Annotated in this window: 15 protein-coding genes and 1 pseudogene; 10 read left to right on the top strand and 6 right to left on the bottom strand. The window is 41.2% G+C overall.

Annotated elements, in window-relative coordinates; all coding sequences use genetic code 11:
- Positions 1-215 precede the first annotated feature (215 nt).
- Positions 216-680, bottom strand: coding sequence for a hypothetical protein (locus RM049_RS16935; RefSeq protein ID WP_322705010.1), 465 nt, complete (start codon positions 678-680; stop codon positions 216-218).
- A gap of 693 nt (positions 681-1,373) precedes the next feature.
- Here RM049_RS16935 and RM049_RS16930 point away from each other — a divergent pair.
- On the top strand, positions 1,374-2,048 hold the full coding sequence (locus tag RM049_RS16930) for a VOC family protein (protein ID WP_322705009.1): 675 nt from the start codon (positions 1,374-1,376) through the stop codon (positions 2,046-2,048).
- An 87-nt stretch (positions 2,049-2,135) separates the two neighbouring features.
- On the opposite strand, the gene recN is transcribed toward RM049_RS16930, so the two are convergent.
- Complete coding sequence (gene recN, locus RM049_RS16925) at positions 2,136-3,884, bottom strand: DNA repair protein RecN (RefSeq protein ID WP_322705008.1); 1,749 nt, start codon at positions 3,882-3,884, stop codon at positions 2,136-2,138.
- Positions 3,885-4,231: 347 nt separating this feature from the next.
- On the opposite strand from recN, the gene RM049_RS16920 reads away from it, so the two are divergent.
- A complete protein-coding gene (locus RM049_RS16920) occupies positions 4,232-6,223 on the top strand; it encodes an AarF/ABC1/UbiB kinase family protein (RefSeq protein ID WP_322705007.1) in 1,992 nt (663 codons plus the stop codon).
- A 31-nt stretch (positions 6,224-6,254) separates the two neighbouring features.
- Here RM049_RS16920 and cysC read toward each other — a convergent pair whose 3' ends face one another.
- Positions 6,255-6,827: an adenylyl-sulfate kinase gene (gene cysC / locus RM049_RS16915; protein ID WP_322673408.1), complete on the bottom strand. Its 573-nt coding sequence runs from the start codon at positions 6,825-6,827 to the stop codon at positions 6,255-6,257.
- 736 nt (positions 6,828-7,563) lie between these two features.
- Between cysC and RM049_RS16910 the strand changes: the two genes are divergently transcribed.
- Both RM049_RS16910 and RM049_RS16905 read left to right on the top strand, forming a co-directional pair.
- The gene (locus RM049_RS16910; RefSeq protein ID WP_322673409.1) at positions 7,564-7,803 is read left to right on the top strand and encodes a DUF4915 domain-containing protein; all 240 of its coding nucleotides are present in this window, start codon (positions 7,564-7,566) and stop codon (positions 7,801-7,803) included.
- 97 nt (positions 7,804-7,900) lie between these two features.
- Entirely contained in the window at positions 7,901-12,658 is a 4,758-nt protein-coding gene (locus RM049_RS16905; protein WP_322705006.1) for a beta strand repeat-containing protein, read from the top strand.
- Positions 12,659-12,766: 108 nt separating this feature from the next.
- Here the strand turns inward: RM049_RS16905 and RM049_RS16900 are convergent, their stop codons facing one another.
- Both RM049_RS16900 and RM049_RS16895 read right to left on the bottom strand, forming a co-directional pair.
- The gene (locus RM049_RS16900; RefSeq protein ID WP_322673352.1) at positions 12,767-13,201 is read right to left on the bottom strand and encodes a hypothetical protein; all 435 of its coding nucleotides are present in this window, start codon (positions 13,199-13,201) and stop codon (positions 12,767-12,769) included.
- A gap of 159 nt (positions 13,202-13,360) precedes the next feature.
- Complete coding sequence (locus RM049_RS16895; protein WP_322705005.1) at positions 13,361-16,345, bottom strand: valine--tRNA ligase; 2,985 nt, start codon at positions 16,343-16,345, stop codon at positions 13,361-13,363.
- Positions 16,346-16,538: 193 nt separating this feature from the next.
- Here RM049_RS16895 and RM049_RS16890 point away from each other — a divergent pair, with 193 nt between their 5' ends.
- The 4 genes and pseudogenes from RM049_RS16890 (at position 16,539) to RM049_RS16875 (ending at position 20,394) form a co-directional block, all read left to right on the top strand.
- Complete coding sequence (locus tag RM049_RS16890; RefSeq protein WP_322705004.1) at positions 16,539-16,850, top strand: hypothetical protein; 312 nt, start codon at positions 16,539-16,541, stop codon at positions 16,848-16,850.
- Positions 16,851-16,857: 7 nt separating this feature from the next.
- Positions 16,858-18,120 carry a glutathionylspermidine synthase family protein gene (locus RM049_RS16885; RefSeq protein ID WP_322705003.1) on the top strand — a complete coding sequence of 421 codons (1,263 nt, stop codon included), beginning with the start codon at positions 16,858-16,860 and terminating at the stop codon, positions 18,118-18,120.
- Between the two features lie 30 nt (positions 18,121-18,150).
- Positions 18,151-19,423, top strand: a pseudogene (locus RM049_RS16880) (MFS transporter).
- 14 nt (positions 19,424-19,437) lie between these two features.
- A complete protein-coding gene (locus tag RM049_RS16875; RefSeq protein WP_322705002.1) occupies positions 19,438-20,394 on the top strand; it encodes an N-acetylglucosamine kinase in 957 nt (318 codons plus the stop codon).
- 26 nt (positions 20,395-20,420) lie between these two features.
- Here RM049_RS16875 and RM049_RS16870 read toward each other — a convergent pair whose 3' ends face one another.
- Entirely contained in the window at positions 20,421-21,161 is a 741-nt protein-coding gene (locus tag RM049_RS16870; RefSeq protein ID WP_322705001.1) for a dienelactone hydrolase family protein, read from the bottom strand.
- Between the two features lie 525 nt (positions 21,162-21,686).
- Between RM049_RS16870 and RM049_RS16865 the strand changes: the two genes are divergently transcribed.
- Both RM049_RS16865 and RM049_RS16860 read left to right on the top strand, forming a co-directional pair.
- Complete coding sequence (locus tag RM049_RS16865; protein ID WP_322705000.1) at positions 21,687-22,832, top strand: McrB family protein; 1,146 nt, start codon at positions 21,687-21,689, stop codon at positions 22,830-22,832.
- The gene (locus tag RM049_RS16860; protein ID WP_322704999.1) at positions 22,829-24,046 is read left to right on the top strand and encodes an McrC family protein; all 1,218 of its coding nucleotides are present in this window, start codon (positions 22,829-22,831) and stop codon (positions 24,044-24,046) included. The genes RM049_RS16865 and RM049_RS16860 overlap by 4 nt, the downstream gene beginning before the upstream one ends.
- Positions 24,047-24,163 lie beyond the last annotated feature (117 nt).

Here is a 24,163-nt window from a genome sequence, read left to right as displayed (position 1 = left end):
GTATTAGATGATGGAGTTATATCCACTACTAAGTCTTCCATAGATAATAAAAATCCCATCCTATGTAAAAGCTACAAAATTATAATTGTTATCTTTTGCTAGGATGGGATTTTTGTTTAGTGAAAGTTGCACATCACATAATTAAAAGATAGATAAACCCAGACTTTTGGAATTATGTATAACTTGAATTTGCCCTTCAAGTTATACAATTGCCACTAAGCAGTTGGGCCACCACCACCAAAACTTGGTACACTGCCTCCAGTTGGAATACCATACTTAGAAGGGTCGAAGCTATCAGCCGTTGGAATACCATACTTAGAAGGGTCGAAGCTATCAGTCGTTGGGATGCCAGCGCTACCTAAACTAAAACTGCCTTCTTTTGGAATACCATACTTAGCAGGATCAAAGCTGTTAGCCGTTGGGATGTCATACTTAGCAGGATTGAAACTGCCTTCTTTGGGAATTCTATACTTATCAAAATCGAAGCTTTCAGCCGTTGGGATGCCATACTTAGCAGGATCGAAACTGCCTTCTTTGGGAATTCCATACTTATCAAAATCGAAGCTGTCAGCCGTTGGGATGCCAAAAGCGCCTCCAGATGCGAAAGGATCGCTGGGGTTGCTAGCCTGACCACCACTATTAACGGGATTACCAAAAACAGAATTTGAATCAGATGCCATTAGAGTTAATTCTCCTATTAGGACATAAATTTGGCTTCATTAATAAATATCACAAAGCACAATTAAGCTTCATCTGTAGCTTTTTTATTGTTTTTTAATTTCTAATCTTGAGCTTTTCGGACTAAATTACAGAGTTTTTTTAGGAAATTTACTAACTCCAAAAAACACTTGTAATTAATGCTATTTACCTAAAAAATATATAAAAACTCACCGTTCTATGCAATGAAAAATATTTAGATGCTTATGTCAAATTTTTAGATACTTTTTCTATTTAAATTTGCAGGGTAAACTCATTTAAATTTGTATAGATCGGACTTGACAAATGGGCTTCATGAGTAGAAAGACTATAATGCTGTATTTGAAAATTTCAAATAACAGATTGCTCGTATACTTGAAAAATTATCTAGAGTGGGAGGGCAACAAAGCTGTTCCTGGCTTGCTAGGTGCAGCGTCTCGCTCAGAAGAATACAAAGAGACAAGCTACTACGTAGCTTTCATCGGGAATAAAAGGAAGAGATAAGTTAAGAATTATTCGGCGCCAGTTTAGAGACAGTTAGTATTATTAGTTACTATAATTGCCTTGCGGGTGTCTGAGATTAGCTCAAAGTATTTGACTATAATAGTAGATATAAACCTTGTTTCTAAGCCTCAAATTTGAATAAATGCTATAGATTGTTTTTATAGGTGAGCATTATGAACAACAACCTTCCATTAAATCCTAGAAAAGGTTTTAACTTAGCCAAAACTTCAATGAATAAGGAGTCGCCTTTTGTAGAAAATGATGGATTGCTATTGTATAAAGATGGGTGCAAGACTCCAGAATTTCTCAACTCATCATTTTGCATACATCTTTTTGGTGAACGAGTTATCGTAGATCACTATGTACTGTTGTTTCCTGATTCAGAAGCTCTTACAAACTATGCTAAAGCTCTGATTAACTATGATGCCAAAATTACTGAAGGGCCAGGAAAATGGCCTGATGATTTTTGTCCTGAGCAAAACCTATTGCCTGAAGATGCTAGTATGTACTTTCTCTCAGCCTTAATGCCGTCAGGCATGATTTTGGTACTGCTTGCGCCTAACGCACCAGATGAACAGATTGCTAGCTTATTCCAACGGCAAGGTTTTAATACTGTCCATCACGTTGCGATTCTTGTTGATGATATCTATACAGCAGCAGAAGTATGGCAGAAGAAAGGTTTTATTCCTCTGTCTCTAACTCCTCAAGAAGATGATTCCTTGTGTCAATGGTTTTTCCGCAATTGGGCAGGGCAAATTATAGAGTTAATCTGTCGGCGATGTATGGGCAAAGAGACTTTTTCCTGTGAGAATATTGCTGGTTTACGGCTTTCAGAATTGGCAGCCTAAATTTATAATTAGTAATTCGTAATGGGCTTCTCTACGAGACGCTATCGCGAACGCCCCGCTACGATAACGTAATTCGTAATTATTTGGTCAAGTATGCTTCGCGTGACGGTGGTTAGCAGCTTGTAATAATAGAGATTCTGCAAAAGCGATCGCATCAGTTGCAGATTTACCACCAGCCAACTGCGCTAATTCTTCTCGACGGGTGTTTAAATTATCCAAGGTAGTAACTCTAACAACGGTACGCTGTTCGGCATTATCATTGTTAGCTTTTTTACCTTTACCTTGATTGATAGTTTGCTTATCTACCCGAAAATGCCGATCGGCCATTGCCGCAACTAAAGGTTGATGGGTAACACATAACACCTGGTTGCGTTGACTTAGCTGGTATAATTTTTCCGCGATCGCTTGGGCTACCCTTCCCGAAACCCCGACATCAATTTCATCAAATACCATTGTCCCAACTACGTCAACCTGAGAAAAACAAGCTTTCAGCGCCAGTAAAAAACGGCTCATTTCACCACCAGAGGCAACTTCTGTTAAAGGTTGCAGTGGTTCACCGGGGTTGGAACTAAACATAAAGGTAATTTTATCTGCTCCCATCGCAGTTGGGAAAGCTGGTAATATTTCAACCAGAAATTTCACCTTTTCCATCGCTAGGGGCTTGAGTTCAGCGATCAAACGTGATTCTAAATTAGCCGCCGCCTTACTCCGCAATTGAGTTAACTGATTACTTGCTTGGGTAAGTTTATCAAAACAGGCCTTTTCTTGCTGTTCCAGACTTTCGATAGATTGTTCGCTGTCGTTAAGTTGGGCTAATTCTGCTTGGATACGTTGGTAGTAAGCGATCGCTTCTTGTAGTGTCGGCCCATACTTACGACAAATTTGCTTTAACTCCTGAATCCGTTCTTCCACCTCTTCCAATCGCTGCGGATCGGCTTCTAAACCATCTCCATAAGCATTAATTTGCCTTCCCACTTCCATTACCGCAGCTTGCGCGTCCCGTACCAACTCCAATAGGGGTTGTAGTTGGTTATCGTATTCCACCATGTCATTTAATGTCGCCTCACTGTCTCCCAATAAATCACCTGCGGCGGGAGTTTCATGATCGTTTTGATACAAAGCCTGATAAACCTTGTAACTCATTTGTTGCAAATCGACGACATGATTCAGGCGTTCCCGTTCTTGTCCCAACTGTTCCAATTCATTAGGTTCGCCCAGATTTGCTGCTCCCAATTCCTGCACTTGATAAGTAAGCAAGTCGAGTTGTTGCAATCGTTCCCGTTCCGATGTCCGGCGTTTTTCTAGTGCTAAATGCGCCTGTTGGTAAGCACTGAAGCTTGCGGCGACTTTATGACGTTGCTGCATTAGAGAGTCGCCGCCATACAAATCTAACCAGTCGCGGACTTGGGCAGATTGTCCCACTTGTACAGTTTGACCTTGGGCGGTGATTTCCACTAAGCGATCGCGCATTCCTGCCATGATCTGCCGATTTACCAACACACCATTCACCCGCGATCGACTGCGGACATTACTCGTAGTGGCTGTGATTTCTCGGCTAATGACTACAGAATTTTCATCAAGCAAATCTATTTCTTGTTCGGTCAACCAAGCGGCTAGGGGAGCGTTTGAGGTGAAAGTAGCTTCTACCATCGCCCGACTTGTCCCCGTGCGAATGACTCTACTAGAGACTTTACCGCCCAAAGCAGCATCAATGGCATCTAAAATAATCGATTTTCCAGCGCCGGTTTCACCTGTTAACACATTTAGTCCCGCGCCAAATTCTAATTCCAATTGGTCAATTAGGGCAAAGTTTTCAATTCGCAGGCAAAGCAACATCAAGCCAAATTCTCCATGAGGGCAGATGCCGGATAATTCTAATTTACAGGATAATAAGTCTCATCTTTGAGCAACTAGCAATACCTAATACTATTGAACTAGTATGCCCGTTTAAGTGTAGCAGACTAGTGGGGAGTGGGGAGCAGGGAAAGAAGCAAGGGAGCAGGCTTGCCGTGAGCGTAGTCGAACGAAAGCAGGGAGCAAGGGAGAATTTTCCCCTTTGCCCCCCGCACCCTGCCCCTCTGCCTCTTTCAATGCCCAATACCCAATGCCCCATTCCCAATTTCCAATTTCTAAACATATTGTTACAATACTTAATGTGATCGTTCTGACTGGTGGCCTTCTTCATGATTGTTAAGACACTTCCCCCTAGTTCCCGACCGATTCAGGAGGACAGTCGCAACGGCACAAATCGCCGAGGCGACGAATTAAATGTTATTGATGTAGTGCCAGAAGATGGTACATCAACGTTAGTTGTACGCTCACCAAGACTCTTAGCAGCCCAAAAGGTGAGAACAGCAGCCCAACCTGAGACGCTTTACGATCCCGTGGGCATAGCGGCGCATTATCAAAATAGAAAAGTGCAAGTTTTACGGCGGATTTTTGCCGTGTTGGGGCCAACTCTATCCTTTGTGTTTGGATTGTGGTCGGATAGTAAACGGGGAATTGTCGTCAAAAATGACCGCCGCCGAGCCACTCAGCTACGAGTATTGCTGACCCAATTAGGGCCTGCTTACATCAAAATTGGACAAGCTTTATCTACCAGACCGGATCTAGTTCCTCCCGTATACCTAGAAGAATTAACTAAATTACAAGACCAATTACCGCCTTTTCCCAACGAAATTGCTTACCAGTTTATTCAAGAAGAATTAGGCGCACCTCCAGAAGAGGTTTACGCCGAACTCTCGGCGCAGCCAATTGCTGCGGCTTCATTGGGGCAAGTGTATAAAGGTAAGCTAAAAACTGGTGAAGAAGTCGCTGTTAAAGTTCAACGCCCCGACTTAAGAGAGGGAATCACCATTGACTTGTATATTTTGCGTAACCTCGCCGCTTGGGTGCAGAAAAAAGTCAAACGGGTAAGAAGTGACTTAGTTGGGATTCTTGATGAACTAGGCGATCGCATTTTTGAAGAGATGGATTACATCCATGAAGGTGAAAATGCCGAGCGATTTTTCGAGTTATATGGTCATATAAAAGACGTATACGTACCGAAAATTTACTGGGAATACACCAATCGTCGCGTCCTGACGATGGAGTGGATTAACGGCACTAAATTAACCCAGACAGAAGAAATTAGTGCCCAAGGGATAGATGCTCGTTATCTCATTGAAGTGGGTGTGCAGTGTTCCCTGCGCCAGCTGCTAGAACATGGATTTTTCCATGCAGATCCCCACCCTGGTAATTTGTTAGCGACAACCGATGGCAAATTAGCTTATCTCGACTTTGGGATGATGAGCGAGATTAAGCCACCACAGCGTTATGGTTTGATCGAAGCGATCGTCCACGTTGTCAACCGCGACTTTGAAGGATTAGCAAAAGACTACGTGAAGTTAGATTTCTTATCACCAGAAACCGATTTAACACCAATTATCCCAGCTTTTGCCAGAGTTTTTGCTGATGCCCAAGGAGCCAGTGTTGCCGAACTCAACATTAAAAGCATCACCGATGAACTATCAGCCTTGATGTATGAGTATCCTTTCCGCGTACCGCCCTACTACGCCTTAATTATTCGCTCCCTGGTGACGCTTGAAGGTATTGCAATATATATAGATCCAAACTTTAAAGTTCTCAGCGAAGCTTATCCCTACGTTTCTAAACGTCTGTTAACAGATCCAGCACCGCAATTAAGAGCATCATTGCAAGATTTGCTATTTAAAGATGGCAGATTTCGCTGGAATCGTTTAGAAAACTTGTTAAAAAATGCGCGTAATAGTCAAGACTACGACTTTAATTTAGTGCTAAATCAGGGGATAGAATTTCTATCATCTGAACGGGGTGCTTTCATTCGTGACAAGCTAGTAGATGAATCTGTTAACGGACTCGATGCTTTCGGTAAAAACGTTTTGCATAACTTTACCTCCCTGTTGCGCGAACGAGTAGGATTAACAGCAGTTAACGAAACTCCAGCAGCGACAGTTGAGCAACAACAAACCTTAGAGCATATCAAACGTATATTAGGTATTCTCCGAGAAACAAGAGGTTTTGACCCAGTGCAACTTACATCCCAAATTGCTCAGTTATTGGTAAATTCAGATGTACAACGTTTAGGTCAACAAATTGCCAACCGCTTCACGCAGAAAGCTGTGGCCAGGTTAATTCGGCAATTATTAGCATCTTAATAAAAGTTATGAGTTAAAAACTTTATTTAACTCATAAATCATTCATTCTAGCAACTATATAACCCAACTCTTCTAGCTTTTCTAATACCTTAGTTGCACTTTGAGCAACGCTTTCCTGGTTAGTTTTACATTCGACTTCAGGGCAGAGTGGTATTTCATAAGGATCGTCAATACCAGTAAAGTGCTTAATTTCTCCAGCTCTTGCTTTTTTATATAACCCTTTTACGTCTCGCTGTTCACAAACTGCCAATGATGCGTTGACGTAAACTTCAATGAGAAATGGAGCCATTTGGCGCACTTCTTCCCGAATTGCGCGATACGGTGAAATTGCCGAAACCAATACAATGACATTATTTCTGGCAAGAAGTTGAGCTACAAAGCCAATGCGCCGAATATTCTCTTTTCGATCCTCTTTACTGAAACCCAATCCTTTGCATAGGTTTTGACGTACCGCATCACCGTCCAGAACTTCAACTCTGTATCCCTGTATCCGCAGTTCTTTCTCTACGAATTGACAGATAGTAGTTTTACCTGCACCACTCAAACCAGTGAACCATACTGTCACACCACACTCTTGTTGTCTCATCCTACTTTCGTCGTAAATTTTAAATGGCACACTAAAAAAGCTTTTTTAGGTAATTGTGAGTCAAATAGTAATTTTATTTTTATAATCCTTTTTTAGCAGGAATTTCAGCAATTGCAAGGCACCCTATGTCAACCTTGCTACTTTTACCTCTACTGATTTCGAGTGAAAAATCCCATAGTTATACGTATTTAGGCTAAATATTTAATACGAAGGATGGTGATGTATACGACAAGCTACATCTACGCATTTTCTCTACCCTAACAACGCAATTTGCCGTTAGAGTAACAAAACTTGCCGATCGAGTTTTTAAATTATTGAAGTTTTAACTAATTTTTACATTCAGTATATATACAGTTTATTTTTAAATAAAAAAGTCTTTATTATAACAGTAGATTACCAAACAATATTTACTGCTAGGACATTATAAAAAACTAAGTTCAAAATATCTGCAAAGTCAGATCCAGTGCAGCTTTATGGCAGCGTGACATATTTTCTGGGGTCGATTCCTTTAAGTACTGTTTTTGGTACAAGCTTGTTTATTGACAATGATGGCACGCTTAGTGGTTTGTGTCATCAATTCTGAGAGTTTCGTAGTGAACGATTTCTCAGTCAATTTCAAGGGTTTTAGCCCTGACTACAAACTTTCACAACTCATAAACACTAATGACATCAATCACTAGTACACTTTGGCATAAATTTGTTCACCTTTAATCAGTTCCTCTGAGCAACTTGTCTGCTTAATTGAGGTGATCGGATTCGGGAACGGCATATTTTCGGAGGATTGCCCATAACCCAACGATTTGAGCAGTTGCTCTGTGGTGTGGCAGTCGTGGATTTACGAAATGGGCAACAGGTGGGAATGCTGAAGTTCACCGCAGGCTGTCAAGAACTTTATGATGTACAGTTTCTTGCTGGTGTACAGCGTCCGATGGTTTTGAATCAGGAACGAAAAGAAATCCGCCAAGCATTTACTGCACCAGAGTTGAATTATTGACTGCGACCGAGTGCAGTGATTCCTAATGACTAAGAAATCTGTTTAATCAGACCGTAATTGTTGAAATCAAAATTTTAGTTTTTTTAGAGGTTTTTTCATGACTGAATTCCTAGTTAATACCACCACCATTGGCAATCAATCTAACTCCACTGTAGCGATAGATGCAGCTGGGAACTTTGTCATTTCCTGGACTAGTTTTGATGAGAACGGGTCTAGTAATGGGATATATGCCCAACGCTACAAAAGTGATGGCGAACCTGATGGTAACGAATTTCAGGTCAATACCACCACCACCACCGCTCAATCTAACTCCGCAGTAGCGATAGATGCAGCTGGAAACTTTATTATTTCTTGGACTAGTTATGATGAGTTCGGGTCTAGCAATGGCATATATGCCCAACGCTACAAAAGTGATGGCGAACCTGATGGTAACGAATTTCAGGTCAATACCGATATCAACAGTTTGCTATTGAACCCCACAGTAGCGATGAATGCAGGGGGGGACTTTGTCGTTTCCTGGACTAGCTTTGATCTGGACGGGTCTGGTTTTGAGATATATGCCCGACTCTACGACAGCTATGGGGCGGCTCAAGGGGACCAATTTAAGGTTAATAAATACACTACCGAAGCTCAATATTACCCCACAGTAGCAATCAATGCAGGGGGGGACTTTATCATTTCCTGGGTTAGCAATGGTCAAGACTTGTCTGGCAATGGGATATATGGCCGACGCTACGACAGTAATGGGAATGCTAAAGACATCTCAGAATTTAAGGTCAATACTAGAACCATCGACAGTCAAGTTAACCCCACAGTAGCGGTGGATGAAAATGGAAACTTTGTTATTTCTTGGCAAAGCAATAATCAGGATAGTTCTGGATTTGGGATATATGCCCAACGCTACAGCAGTGATGGGAAGACTCAAGGGAACGAATTTCGGGTCAATAGTGAAACCACTAGCGACCAAGTTAACCCCAGAATAGCGATGGATGCAGATGGGGACTTTATCATTTCCTGGCAAAGCGATAATCAGGATAAGTCTGGATTTGGGATATATGCTCAACGCTACAATCGGTATGGGGTGCCTCAAGGGGGCGAATTTCAGGTCAATACTTACACCCCCAACGACCAAAGTACTCCTACAGTAGCGATGAATGGAAAGGGGGACTTTGTGATTTCCTGGACTAGCTATGGTCAAGACGAGGCAATAGCCCAGGGTGACGAAATAGATAATCAGGGGGGAATATATGCCCAACTATACAAAAGTGGCATTCCTCCGATAATCACCTCTACTTCTGTCTCTCCCTTGGCATACACTGAGAATGCCACTACAGCCATCGACTCAGCCATCACTGTCAGCGATGAGGATTCCCTCAACCTGGCTACTGCTACCGTCAGTATTACCAGTGGTTTCATCTCTAGTCAAGATACCCTCGCCTTCACCAACCAAAATGGGATTACGGGCAGCTACAACAATAGCACAGGGGTTTTAACTTTAACTGGCAGTTCTAGTGTTGTTAATTATCAAACTGCACTGCGTTCGGTTACTTACACCAATACCAGTGATAACCCCAGTCTCACGTCTCGTACCATCAGCTTTATAGTTAATGACGAGAATGTTAGTAGTAAAACTCTAACACGTGACATTAATATTACGGCGGTGAATGATGCGCCCGTTGCTACTGCCACCACCTCTCCTCTGCTGTACACCGAAAACGCCATTACAGCCATTGACTCAGGCATCATCGTTAGCGATGTAGACTCCCCTAACCTAGTTAGTGCCATTGTCAGGATTAGCGGTGGCTTTGTTTCTGCCGAAGACATACTCGCCTTCACTGAGCAAAATGGCATTACAGGCAGCTACAACAGCAGCACAGGTGTCTTAACTTTAACTGGCAGTTCTAGTGTTGCTAATTATCAAACTGCACTGCGTTCCATTACTTATACCAACAGTACTAATAATCCCAGTCTCACACCTCGTACTATCAGCTTTACGGTCAATGATGGGATTGATAATAGTATAGCTATTACCCGCACTATTAATTTTACGGCAGTGAATGATGCGCCCATTGCCACTGCCACTAACTCTGCCCTGGCATATACAGAGAACGCCACTACAGCCATCGACTCAGCCATCATCGTCAGTGATGTAGACTCCCCCAACCTGATTAGTGCCACTATCAGCATTACCAGTGGTTTTGTCTCTGCTCAAGATACCCTCACCTTTATCAATCAAAATGAGATTACAGGCAGCTATAACAGCAGCACAGGTGTCTTAACTTTAACTGGCAGTTCTAGTGTTGCTAATTATCAAACTGCACTACGTTCCATTACTTATACCAACAGCAGTGATAATCCCAGTCTCACACCTCGTACTGTCAGCTTTATAGTTAATGATGGGACTGTTAGTAGTACCGTCATTACCCGCAATATTAATATTACGGCGGTGAATGATGCTCCTGTCGCTGTTAACGACAGCATCACCACAAACAAAAACACACCTATTATCATTAACGCTACGACTCTGTTGAGCAATGATATAGATGCGGACAATGACGTATTGAGCATTACTAGCTTTACCCAACCTAGCCAAGGAAGCTTAGTTAAAAATCCTGATAGTACTTACACTTATACCCCTGTCCCAGACTATTATGGCTCCGACAGCTTCACTTATACCATAAGTGATGGCCAGGGTGGCAGCAGTACTGCCACTGTAAACTTGACCATTAATCAATTCAATCTGATTAATGGTACTTCAGGTGCAGACAGCCTGAATGGTACGGCGATCATGGATATCATCTCAGGATTGCTGGGCAATGACACGCTCAACGGACTAGGTGATAACGACACGCTTGATGGCGGCGATGGAAATGATTTCTTAGATGGTGGTACAGGTAACGATAGTCTCATTGGTGGTAAAGGCAATGACACTTATATTGTGGACACCATTGGCGACACTATTATTGAATCTACTAGTGCAGGCACAGATTTAGTCAAGTCTTCGGTGAGTTGGGTGTTGGGAAATAATCTGGAAAACTTGACTCTGATTGGAACCGACGCAATCAATGGTACTGGTAACAGCCTTAATAATATTCTGACCGGAAATACTAGTGCTAACATCTTGAGCGGAGAAGTTGGCAATGACACCTTATTGGGTGATGCAGGCAATGACACATTATTGGGCGGTGTAGGCAACGACATCTTGGATGGAGGTACAGGAGCTGATAGTCTTAATGGTGGAGTTGGCAATGACACTTATATCGTAGACAGCCTCGGTGATACGATTACTGAAAGCTTAAATGCAGGTACAGATTTAGTTAAGTCTTCCGTGAGTTTTGTGTTAGCAGATAACGTGGAGAACTTGACCCTGACTGGAACCGGAGCAATCGATGGTACTGGTAATAGCCTTAATAATATTCTGATTGGAAATACTGGTGCTAATAAGTTGAGCGGAGGAGATGGTAACGATAGTCTCTTTGGTAGCTCAGGCAATGACACATTATTGGGCGGTGCAGGTAATGATACCTTGGATGGAGGTTTAGGAACTGACAGTTTTGATGGTGGAGCCGGCAATGACATTTATACTGTAGATAACCTGAACGATTCTATTACTGAAGGCTTAAATGCAGGCACAGATTTAGTTAAGTCTTCCGTGAGTTTTGTGTTAGCAGATAACGTGGAAAACTTGACCCTGACTGGAACCGGAGCAATCGATGGTACTGGTAACAGCCTTAATAACATCCTGATTGGAAATACTGGTGCTAATAAGTTGAGCGGAGGAGATGGTAACGATAGCCTCTTTGGTAGTTCAGGTAATGACAGTTTGTTAGGCGGTGCAGGCGATGATACTTTGGATGGAGGTACAGGGATTGATACTCTCAATGGTGGAGCCGGTAATGATATCTACACAGTAGACAATGTTAGCGATATTATTACCGAAGGCTTAAATTCAGGCACAGATTTAGTCAAGTCTGCTGTGAATTGGGTATTAGGAGAGAACTTTGAGAACTTGACCCTGACTGGAAGCGCGACAATTGGTACTGGTAACAGCCTTGATAACATCCTGGTCGGAAATGCTGCTGCGAACACCTTGACCGGAGGAGATGGTAACGATAACCTTTTTGGTAGCTCAGGCAATGACACCTTGTTGGGTGGTACAAGCGATGACACCTTGGATGGAGGTACAGGAATTGATAGTCTCAATGGTGGAGTCGGCAATGACACTTATATCGTAGACAATGTTAGCGATATTATTGTTGAAGGCTTAAATGCAGGCACAGATTTAGTTAACTCTTCGGTAAATTGGGTCTTGGGAGATAACCTAGAGAATTTGACCCTGATTGGAACTGGGGCAATCACTGCTACTGGTAACGGCCTTAATAACATCCTGATTGGAAATACTGGGGCTAATACGTTATCAGGAGGAGATGGTAATGATAACCTCTTTGGTGGTTCAGGTAATGACAGCTTATTAGGCGATGTAGGAAACGATAGCCTCTTTGGTGGAATTGGTAAAGATACGCTGACTGGTGGAGGTGGACAAGATAGCTTATATCTGACTGATACCCGCACTGGAGGCTATGATACTATTGCTGATTTTACTGTTGGAGATGATACTATCTTCATTTCTAAGGCGGAATTCGGGCTGACCCAATCTCAGAATACGGCACTTGATTCGGGCTTGTTCCGACTTGGTACGATCGCTACAGCTGCAAGCGATCGCTTCATCTACAATCAAAGTACGGGCAACCTATTCTTTGATAAAGATGGATTGGGTGGTACAGTACAAGTTCAAATAGCCCAGTTATCGAATAAAGCACTGCTTAGTAATACAAATATTACTGTGATTGTCTAACGAAAGCTAAGACAATTAACCTAGTATCAACCGACGTAGGGACGCGAAATTTCGCGTCCCTATATTTTGGCGGTACTGTGGCTTTATAGCCAATACAATTGCAAACTTTTAACTTTCTTCTTGGGAATAACCGTTTTTCTCGCGTTTGAGGCTTTCTTCTAAGGCTTGAATTTGTTCGCGACGAGCTTCCAATTCTAAGGAACGCCGCGCTAAGTCTTGGTTTTGCAATGTCAGGGATTGTCGCCAATGTTCTGCTCGTTCGGCTTCGTGCTGTAAAAATTCTGGGGTAATGCCGATGGTGAGGTAGCTTTGTACTAGATGGAGTACCCAGTTGGTAGCGTCTTCTATTCTTTCAATGTCACCTGTAGGAGAAAGTTCTACTAAAACAAGCAAGTTTTCACTCATAACTTTTCCCTTCCCTAGCAGAATGAAAGCCTCTTCTGGAATTATCGCCCACAAGTTATCAGCTTCTTGACGCGCCAACAAGCGTAACTGGTGCTGGTCTAAAAAATCGTTTTTACGCACCTGGGCTAGATATAGCATGAGAGTCGCTTTGCTCCAATTCAAAATTAAAAATTAAAAAATTTTAATAAAATAATAAGTCCTAGAATTGAGATTTGGATCTTGTTAATTGGTAACGGGTAATTGGGAATTAATAATCCGATTACCCATTACAGTTATCCTAAGCCACGCAGGCGATCGCTACGACAACCCCTTCAGACGCTCGCGCAAAATTTCAGCTTGCTTCTGTGCTTCTGCTAAGGCATCCCGCGCCCCTTGTACCACATCAGCCCTAGCTCTATCTACGAAACTAGGATTGTTTAATCTGGTACTCAGGGATTCAACTTCAGCTTCAGCTTTACTCAAGCTTTTCTCTAGTTTGGCACGTACAGCTTCAATATCTACCACACCGCTTAGAGGAATTAGCACCTGTATTGTACCAATTACACCTGCGATCGCATTTTCTGGTTCTTGTGATTGTTCTAATTCTTTCTGCGGAAAAAACTGTCTCCATAACTTTTGTCTAGCTTGAGCAGTGAGTAAATTTTGGCTAACAAACCACGCTGTGTAACCAAAACCAATTAGTTCAAAGAAAGTTCCGATGATGGGAATGTCATCAATGGCATTTCCCGCAGCTAAAGCCACTCTACCAAAGACAATGGCCACGATAATTAAGCCAATTGTCTTCAAACCTCTTTGAGGTTTTTTCGTAGCAACAGTTTGGTTTTCTTGCTTGTCGGTAATAGTTAAAGTCTCAACCTTCGCCAAATCTTTAATATAAGACTGTCCAGCAGTGAGAACTTTCCGCTCCTTCTCGCTTTCAGTTTGCAAATTCGCTGTCACTTTTACCCCTGGCTTAATATCCGCCTCAGCTCGCAAATTCCGAATTGTGCGGATAGTAGCAATCAGCAATTCAAACTGTTCTTCTAGTGCTAAATCAATTAAATTTGCATCTACCTGGGGATAGATTTGTAATGGTAAAGTTTGCGGTGAATCTGCTGATTGTTGGGTGAGAGTCTGCCAAATTTCTTCGGTAATATGAGGCATGAAGGGATGAAGCAGTTTCATAATCCCTTCTAGTATGTAGCCGAGGGTTTGCTGTGCTACCCGCCGCGATACTGGATCGGCATCTGCTTGCAATCTAGATTTCACTAGTTCAATATATTGATCGCAGAAATCACCCCAGATGAATTCGTAGAGTCCTTTTGCTGCTTCCCCTAAACCGTAATTATCGATGTAATTGGTGGTTTGTTTGATAACTTGATGATACCGCGAGATGATCCAGCGATCGCTCAATTCGGTAGCAACTGGATTCTCCAATTGTTGCGGTGTCTGTCCATCCAAATTCATCATCACAAAGCGGGCAGCATTCCACAACTTATTTGCAAAGTTGCGGGATGCCTCTACAGATGCTGATTCATCCTTTTTGCGATCGTATTCTAAGCGGATATCTTGACCAGCGCCAGCTACTTCTCTAATTAAGGTATACCGCAGGGCATCAGTACCATATTTGTCAATTAATAACAATGGGTCAATACCATTACCTTTGGTCTTAGACATCTTCTGACCTTTTTCATCCAGCACCAAGCCGTGGATATAAACTGTTTGGAAAGGCATTTGCTGCGTAAAATGCCCAGCCATCATGGTCATTCTGGCTACCCAGAAAAAGATGATATCAAAGCCTGTTACCAAAGTAGTAGTCGGGTAGTAAGTTGCTAAATCTTGAGTTTGTTCCGGCCAGCCCAAAGTCGAAAACGGCCAAAGTCCAGAAGAAAACCAAGTATCCAGCACATCTGGATCTTGTTCTAGCTTGACATTTTCGCCAAATTGTAATTTTGCTTTCTCCCAAGCTTCAGTTTCCGATTTCGCTACCACAAACGGCGTATTATCGGTAATTTGTCCATCCGTTTCACTGATAGCGTACCAAGCCGGAATTTGGTGTCCCCACCATAATTGGCGAGAGATACACCAATCAGTCAGTTTTACTAGCCAATCACGATAGACCTTTGTCCAGCGTTGGGGGACAAACTCTGGAGAAGTTTGCTGGTCGAGGAATTCGAGAGTGTTGTCAGCTAGGGGGCGAATTTTGACGAACCACTGAGTTGAGAGGAGAGGTTCAATAGGTACTTTACCGCGATCGCTGTAGGGAACGGTATGCTTATAATCTTCTATCTTCACCAAAAAGCCATCTGCTTCTAGGCGAGAAACCACATTTTTTCTAGCAACAAAGCGGTCTTGTCCTTGAAACTCCTCAGCATTAGCGTTGAGAGTGCCGTCTTTGTTCATAATGTTGATGAACGGCAGATTGTGACGCTTACCCATGTCAAAATCGTTCGGGTCATGGGCGGGAGTTATTTTCACGCAGCCTGTGCCGAAAGTGGGATCAACATATTCATCGCCAATGATCGGAATTTCTCGTTGTAGAATTGGCAGAGTTAGAGTTTTACCAATGAGATGTTTGTAGCGATCGTCATTGGGATTAACTGCTACAGCCGTATCACCCAGCATCGTTTCTGGTCGAGTTGTCGCCACCTCTACAAAACCGGAACCATCAGTGAGGGGATAGCGGAAGTGCCATAGGTTTCCATTCACCTCTTGATTTTCCACTTCCACGTCAGACACCGCCGACTGAGAAGCGGGACACCAGTTAACTAAATATTCACCACGATAAATTAAGCCTTCCTCGTAAAGACGAGTAAATGCCTCCACAACAGCCTTAGATAAACCCTCATCCAGGGTAAACCTTTCCCGTGACCAGTCCACCGAGACACCCAAGCGCCGTAGCTGATTCAGAATCGTTCCCTCAGACTCCGCCTTCCATTGCCAAGCGCGTTCTAGAAACTTCTCGCGCCCCAATTCGTAGCGAGTCTTACCCTCTTTTTTGAGTTGCTTTTCCAGCATACTATGCACAGCGATGCTGGCGTGGTCAGTTCCGGGTAGCCATAGGGTATTGCGCCCCTGCATCCGGTGGTAACGCACGAGAGTATCAATCAACGCACTTTCAAAAGCGTGACCCATGTGCAAACTGCCAGTGACATTCGGCGGTGGAATGACGATGCAGTAGGGTTCGCCACCTTTGTTGGGGTCAGCTTTGTAAACTTGGTTGTCTTCCCAGAATTTTTGCCACTTGGCTTCGGTAGAAAAGGGGTCGTAGAGACTGGGGAGATTGGGAATAGTTGCGGTCATGCTGGGCAAACTAACTATGGAAGGACTCTAATAAATTTTGCCACAGGGTTGGAGAGGGTTTGTTTAGCAATTCTCTAAATCGTGGATATACCCTTAAAAAATCTATCTGGAAATGCGAAATCTATTTTTGACCCTTGTAGTTATCTTGCATAAATTCCGTAGCTGACATCTGTATATTCATCCAGAAAGACTCATGAAATTGAAACCAGGTTTATTTCAACTCATAGTGTTAGTTATGACTGTATCGCTACTTGCTTCTTGTGCGACAACCCCAGAAGCAAGACAGTCAGATTGTATTTCCACAACGTCGGCGAACCCTAAACAACAACCCAATAACTGTTCACCCTCATCTAATGGTAGCGGCAGATCAAGTGGTTACTCTGGTGGGAGTAGCATTACAAGACCCGGTTTTGGTGATTCATCGGAAGCCGGGACTTCCAATGGTTCTTCCAAAGGTCGTAGTGGTTTTGGTAGTTTCGGTCGCGGTGGTCATGCGGGTGGATAAGAGAGTTATGAATATTTTCAACAGTCCTCAACGAAAGCGTCTATTTCAGTCGATGAAAATGGGTTGGTATAACTTTGCTCCTATTGAAGAAGGAACAGGTATACCTCTGACTGACCAAGAAACACCTTACGCTCTTTATTATTGCCATAAAGTTTTACCGCAGACGATACAAGAAATCCAGCAAGCATCGGAATTAGTCGGTAGTGTTTTAACCCAAGCGTGGGAAATTATCCGCACTCTTGATGAGGATACACTACTTTACTATGGATTTCCAGAAGCTACTATCAAGTTAGTTAAATATGACTTCCTCGCACCATTTTGTATGCGTCTTGACTGGTGCTGGAATCAAGAAAAGGGGATAAAAAAGGTAGTAGAAACTAATCCCCAAACTCCTAGTTTTTGGTTTGAGTGTACGGACGGCAATAATAAAGTCGCCAGACACTTTGGATTGCAAGAACCAGATTTAGATGCTCAAAAAATATTAAAAATAACACTTAATCAGCATGTAAATAGAGCCGCATTAAATTTGGGTAAACCAGTTAGAGACTGTCGCGTAGCATTTACAGCTTTGAATAATGCCGAAGATTTAGGTACTATGCGATGGCTAAGAAATTACTTGGAGTCCAAAAGTACCATTTTACCCTTAGAATATCTTGGCATCAAAGATGGTGAGTATCTATTTGACCAGAGAACAAAAAAACCAATAGATATACTCTTTATGTGGTATCCAGTGGAATGGCTAATCCATGATACTGATGAAAAAGGTGAAAGATTATGGCCGGCTCTAGAGCAATTAATTTTTGAGAATAAAATTGTGATTGTGAACTTTGGTTCTGCCTTTGCACTGCAACCAAAAAGTATATTTGCTCTAATTACAGATTTGGGATATGACTTTTTTTCTGGGAAAGATGCTGGAACAGTCTGGGAATATTTTCCTAAAACATCACTGAGTGCAACAGCAATAGGTAATTCATACTTTGCCAAACCTATTTTAGGAAGAGAAGGTGAAGGAGGATTTGCAGTTAATTCAGGAAACATCTCTGTGCGTAGTAGTAATAATGACCCTTGGTATACACAACAAAATTATGTCTATCAAGAGTTATTAGAATTTCCTAAATTAGAAATTGATGGCAAGTCAATGACTCAAGTTTGGGGAGCTTGGCTATATAACAATGGTAATGACAAATTTATATCTGGAGGTGTAGGAATCCGACTTTCTGAAGGGGAAATTACAGATAACTTATCCTATTGGTGTCCTATTGGATGCTAATTTTAATAACACAGATAATTAGAGGCAAACATGAAACCTCAAACCACCACCCCTTCGCCCTGGACATACATACCCACCCTCTACTTTGCCTCTGGCATACCTTACATCATCATCAATACAGTTTCCGTAATCTTTTATAAAAAGCTTGGAATAGATAATACTCAAATTACCTTTTGGACAAGTTTTCTCTATCTACCTTGGGTCCTTAAAATGTTTTGGGGCCCAATTGTTGATATTTATTCTACCAAACGTCAATGGATACTTTATACCCAATTTGCGATGTTCGCTTGTTTGGGTTTGATAGCCTTCTCCTTGCAACTGCCAAATTTCTTTTTTATCTCACTTGCGACATTAACAATAGGAGCATTTATTTCTGCGACTTATGACATTGCCACAGATGGCTTCTATCTCCTGGCTTTATCTCCAGAACAACAAGCCTTATTTGTTGGTATTCGCTCACTATTTTATAGAATGGCTGTCATTTTTGGCTCTGGAATATTAGTAGTCTTAGCAGGTCAGCTTGAAGTGTCTCTGAATAATATTCCTTTAAGCTGGACTATAACTATTGGTTTCTCAGCTTTAATTTTAGCAATCCTGTTTATTTTCCATCGCCTAATTTTACCCTTACCTGAATCAGATAACCAACGACTAATACAAGCTAGGGAAAATATACCTTTTTGGTCAATTATTAGCTCATATTTTGCTCAAGATAAAATTATAAATATTTTAGCATTTATATTGCTTTACAGACTTGGTGAAGCAATGCTTGTGAAGATAGCCTCTTTATTTTTATTGGACAAACCAGAAGTAGGCGGTTTAGGGCTATCAACATCAGATGTCGGGTTAGTCTACGGTACATTTGGGGTAATCTCCCTAATCTGTGGAGGAATTTTAGGAGGCTTGCTAATTTCTAGATATGGATTAAAAAAATGTTTATTTCCTATGGCTTTAGCATTGAATTTACCTGATGTATTTTATGTGTATATGAGCTTATACTAAGCCTTCACTAACATTAGTGTATCCCTTGGTTTCCTTGGAGCAATTTGGCTATGGTTTTGGATTTACAGCTTTTAGTGTTTATTTAATGTATATTTGCCAAGGTGAATATAAAACTTCTCATTTTGCCATATCTACTGGCATTATGGCTTTAGGAATGATGTTACCAGGCCTAGTTAGTGGTTATTTACAGAAAGAACTTGGTTATCCACTATTTTTTGTCTTGATCTGTTTTCTCACAATTCCTGGGATGATTGCTCTATTTTTTATTCCTTTAAAAGAAGAACCGAAGCGTCAAAATAATTAACATTGTTATAGTTCATGAGTTATGTTTTAGGAATAGATGGCGGCGGTAGCAAGACTGTTTGTGTCTTAATGGATGATTTGCATCTAGTGCTAGGTCGTGCTGAAGCAGGCCCATCTAATTATCAGAGTATAGGTATCGAAGCCACTCTACAATCTATTCAATCTGCAATTAAAAATGCAGTTGAGGCAGCAATAATTACAAATACTCTAAAGATTGACGCGATATGTTTGGGTCTAGCAGGTGTAGGTCGTGCAACAGATATCGAAGTAGTGAAAGGTTTAGTTAAAGAGTTACAGAATAATAAATTGCTTATTAATTGGGCATTACAGCCAGCCAATATTGTAATTTGTAACGATGCTTTGATTGCTTTAGTTGGTGGAATTGGTAAGCCTGTAGGAATTGTGGTTGCAGCAGGTACTGGTTCGATAGTTTTCGGACGAAATCATGAAGGACATACTAAGCGAGTCGGCGGCTGGGGGTATATTTTAGGAGATGAAGGTAGCGCTTATAAAATTGCGATCGCAGGCATGAACGCAGCATTAAAATCTTATGATGGACGAGAGATTCCAACGAGTTTGATAGTGGATTTAAAACAGCATCTTGATTTGGAAAGTATAGAAGATTTAATAGAAGTAGTATATCGGCAAAAATGGGGAGTTAAACAGATAGCAGCTTTAGCACCAGTTGTAGATTTTGCAGCAGCGTCAGGCGATATAGTAGCGAATATGATAATTGATGATGCTGTAAAAGAGTTAGTAAAAGCTACATCTACAGTAATTGATGCGATTTTTACTACTGACTCAGTTTTAGAAGTAGTCACAACGGGAAGTGTATGGCGCGGTAGATGCAAGATCCATGAAAGATTTGCAGCGTCTCTTGTTAAAAAATTTCCTAATGTGAACGTGATTTTTCCGAGGTATGAACCTGCTTATGGTGCTGGGTTATTAGCGTTGCAGACAACTCAAAATTGACGCAAATAAATCAATAATATAAGTTTTCACTCTGCGAATATGCGTCCCAAAAAAGCTATTATTTCAGACCAAGCTGCGGTGGTAGCACTAGAATCATAACGATATCCGTCGTCGCGCATGAATGTATGTTCTGCGTCATACAAGAAAACTTGGTGAGGGATGTTAGCATTTTCAATTGCTTTGATTATGGTTTGGCGATCGCTCTCTGGTATATGAGGGTCAAGTGTACCAAACACCATTAGCATCTCGCCTTTGATTTCACTTACCCTTTGGATTGTATCAGCTACCTCTTTACCCAGTTTGCCACTGAGAATCCCAGTAGGGTAACAGCAGACACAAGCCCGAATTTCGCTTTGAAATGCTGCACGGAAAGCTAAATGTCCACCTATACAAAAGCCGAGAGTGCCTATTTTATTTGAAGAAACCACAGTCTCTGTTTTCAGAAATTCAATCACAGTAAGGCAATCGGCATCATAATCAGCTACCGAGGTTCGACGCGCATCGTCATTACCCCGCATCCGTCCTAGATCGTCTGGCTCAATTACTAAACCAACTGGCTCAATTCGGTGAAAAATTTCTGGCGCTGCTACTACATAGCCGTATCCTGCTAAGTAGTTAGCTAGACGAGTCATTGGATCGCCTAACTGATAAATATCACTGTAGAAGACAATACCAGGGTATTTTCCTCCTGCTTTGGGAGCCGCAACATAAACACGCATTAAGCTGCCATTTACTCTTAATTCAACATTGCGCTTAGTGATTTGCACTTTTTTATCTCCGTGTTACGCTTGCTATCATTAGCTTCTACACTATAGCGCCGCAGCATCCGGTTACTTTCAACCCACAATTTGGCGTTCTTTTACCAGTGAAAGTTTGTTGCGATCGCCTTAATACACCCGTTACCTTGGCAACGGTAGGCTATCCCTTTTTTGTTCAAGCGGGAAAACCCAATCGCTGAAAGCCTTTTGCAGCTTTACTTTTCACATTGTGCCTAGAAATTCTAATTTATATTAGAAAATAAAGCCTCAAACCTTTGTTAAATCAAAGTTCCAGAGCCTGGCTTCGATTATTGTTTTCCGAGAGTGAGAGAAGAGGAATAGCTGCTTTATTAGCAGTTATAAATTTGGTAGCACATCAGGTTATGAAGTAGCAAATAATGCAATTGACGATGCTGTGCAAGAGTTAGTAAAAGCTACATCTACTCAGTTCAAATTAAGTACTTGATAACTCTGTAAGCAAGATATATATCATAGAGTATACTAAGTATTAATTTAAATTAGTATTGATTGTAAATGGAATATCAACATATTCTTGCAGGATCAGAAGTTAAACACGGGCGTTTAAGTATCATAAGGAAAAAGCTTGATCCTGTAGCACTTGCATGGTTTCAAAGCCATTCTAATAAAACAGTTGCCCTTTACCACTCAGATGGTTCACTCATTAGGCGACAAGTTGTTATTGGTACTACTAACTGGAACTCTTGGCGTTTTAACTGTGGTATTAGTATAGTCCAGAAACTGCAAGCTGGAGATAAAATTATAATTAAAGAGCGCTCTGATGGAAACCTTGAAATAGTTATTGAACAGATATCTGTTGAACAAGAGCTATTGCCTTATGAGCAAATCATTTTGGCTGAGTGCGCTAAAGAAATGTGCTTAGACAAATTAGTAATAAAAAGCTGGATATATGCGATTAATCGTAAAAGACAAGCAATTTTATATGGTTCATCTGGGACAGGAAAAACATACATTGCTGAAAAACTTGCAAAATACTTAGTTGGCATTGGTGATGGTTTTTCAGAATTAGTACAATTTCATCCAGCATACTCTTATGAAGACTTCATTCAAGGTATCCGTCCCCAAAGCCAAGAAGGAAAAATAACATATCCACTGGTTCCAGGAAGATTTTTAGAATTTTGTAAAAAAGCTGAGTCTCATCAAGGAACTTGTGTTTTTATAATTGATGAAATAAACCGTGCAAATCTGGCACAAGTTTTTGGCGAATTAATGTATCTGCTAGAGTACCGAGATCGAGAAATGTCCCTAGCTGCTGGTAACACTTTTCGTATACCAGAAAATGTGCGTATTATTGGCACAATGAATACAGCAGATAGGTCTATTTCTCAAATAGATTATGCACTACGTCGCCGCTTTGTTTTTATTAAACTTATTCCAAACTATGAAGTGCTACGACAGCGTTATCACCTAAAAAAAGATTTTATAGATAAATTAATTAATATTTTAGAGCAATTAAATCAGGTGATCGCAGATGAAAATCACAAAATTGGTATTTCATTTTTCTTAACAGATAACCTAGATATTTTTATATTAAAAGATATATGGCGTATGGAAATTGAGCCATATTTAGAAGAGTACTTTTTTAATCAACTAGAAAAAGTAAAGGAGTTTCGCTGGGATAAAATCGAGGGTCAGCTATGAATACAACCCCAGCACAACCAATAATTATTGAACTTACAGAATACGAAAATAAATCATTTCAGCATGATCAAATATCCGATTCAGACGGGTTTGAGTTATATGATAAATATAAAATACAAGTAGATATAGAATTTCCTAACTATAAAACGAAAGAACATTGGAAACTCAAAGCTAAAGGATGGGTAGGTTACATTCCTGTCACTCCTGAATTGCATCTAAAAATAAATCCGAAAATGCCGATCCAAAACCTCTTCGGAATGCTGGAATATGCCTACAATTTAAAAGGTTTTCGCTTTCTCGAAGGGCTGATGGATTGTGAATCTCTAGAGGAATTTTATAATAATCTGGCTCATATCTTAGCCGATAAAGTTTTAGAGCGGTGTCGCAAAGGATTATATCGTACTTACTTGCCTACAACACAGCAGCTTTCTTATGTGCGGGGAAGGCTAGATATGCAACAGATAATTCAAAAGCCGTGGAATGTTAAACTTAAATGCGATTACGAAGAACATACGGCTGATGTTAAAGAAAATCAAATCCTGGCATGGACACTTTATATCATTGGTCGTAGCAGTTTATGTTCAGAAAGAGTATCACCAACAATACGAAAAGCTTATCACGCTCTACAAGGATTAGTAACGCTGCAACCTTGTAGCGCAGAAGATTGTATCGCTAGACAGTATAATCGCCTCAATCTCGACTATGAACTGTTACATAATTTATGTCGATTCTTTTTAGAAAATAGTAGTCCCAGTCATGAAAGGGGAAATTACAAAACCCTACCCTTTCTCGTCGATATGGCACATTTATATGAACTTTTTGTTGCAGAATGGTTTAAAAAAAACACACCGCAAGGCTATTTTTTAAAACAGCAACATCCAATAGAAATTAGTCAAAATCGGCACTTCAATATAGATATATTACTGTGTGATGCTGCTACTGGCAAAACAATAGCGGTTTTGGATACAAAGTATAAAGCCCCTGAACAGGCAGAATATACAGATATTCATCAAATGATCAGCTACGCCAACACAACAAAATGCAAGGAAGCCTTTTTAATATACCCCAAGCACTTGACACAACCACTAGATATTAAAAGCGATCAAATCCGAGTCCGTAGCCTCACCTTTTCCCTAGATGATAATCTCGATCGCGCAGGTCAAACCTTCTTAAAAAACCTTTTTCTCTTAATCTTTCAGAACTCACACCAATAATTGCTCGCATTTCTTGTAATAATTCATACCCTCGCGCTTGTATGCGGGCAATGCTTTCTAACAACCTGACTTTTCCCGTTAAGTCTCGAAAAGCTTGCTGGAAAAGGATTTAAGAAA

This window comes from Nostoc sp. DedQUE04 (assembly GCF_034530995.1).
Lineage (GTDB): Bacteria > Cyanobacteriota > Cyanobacteriia > Cyanobacteriales > Nostocaceae > Nostoc.
Note: the sequence above shows the minus strand (reverse complement) of the source record. Positions and strands in the feature narration are given on the sequence as shown.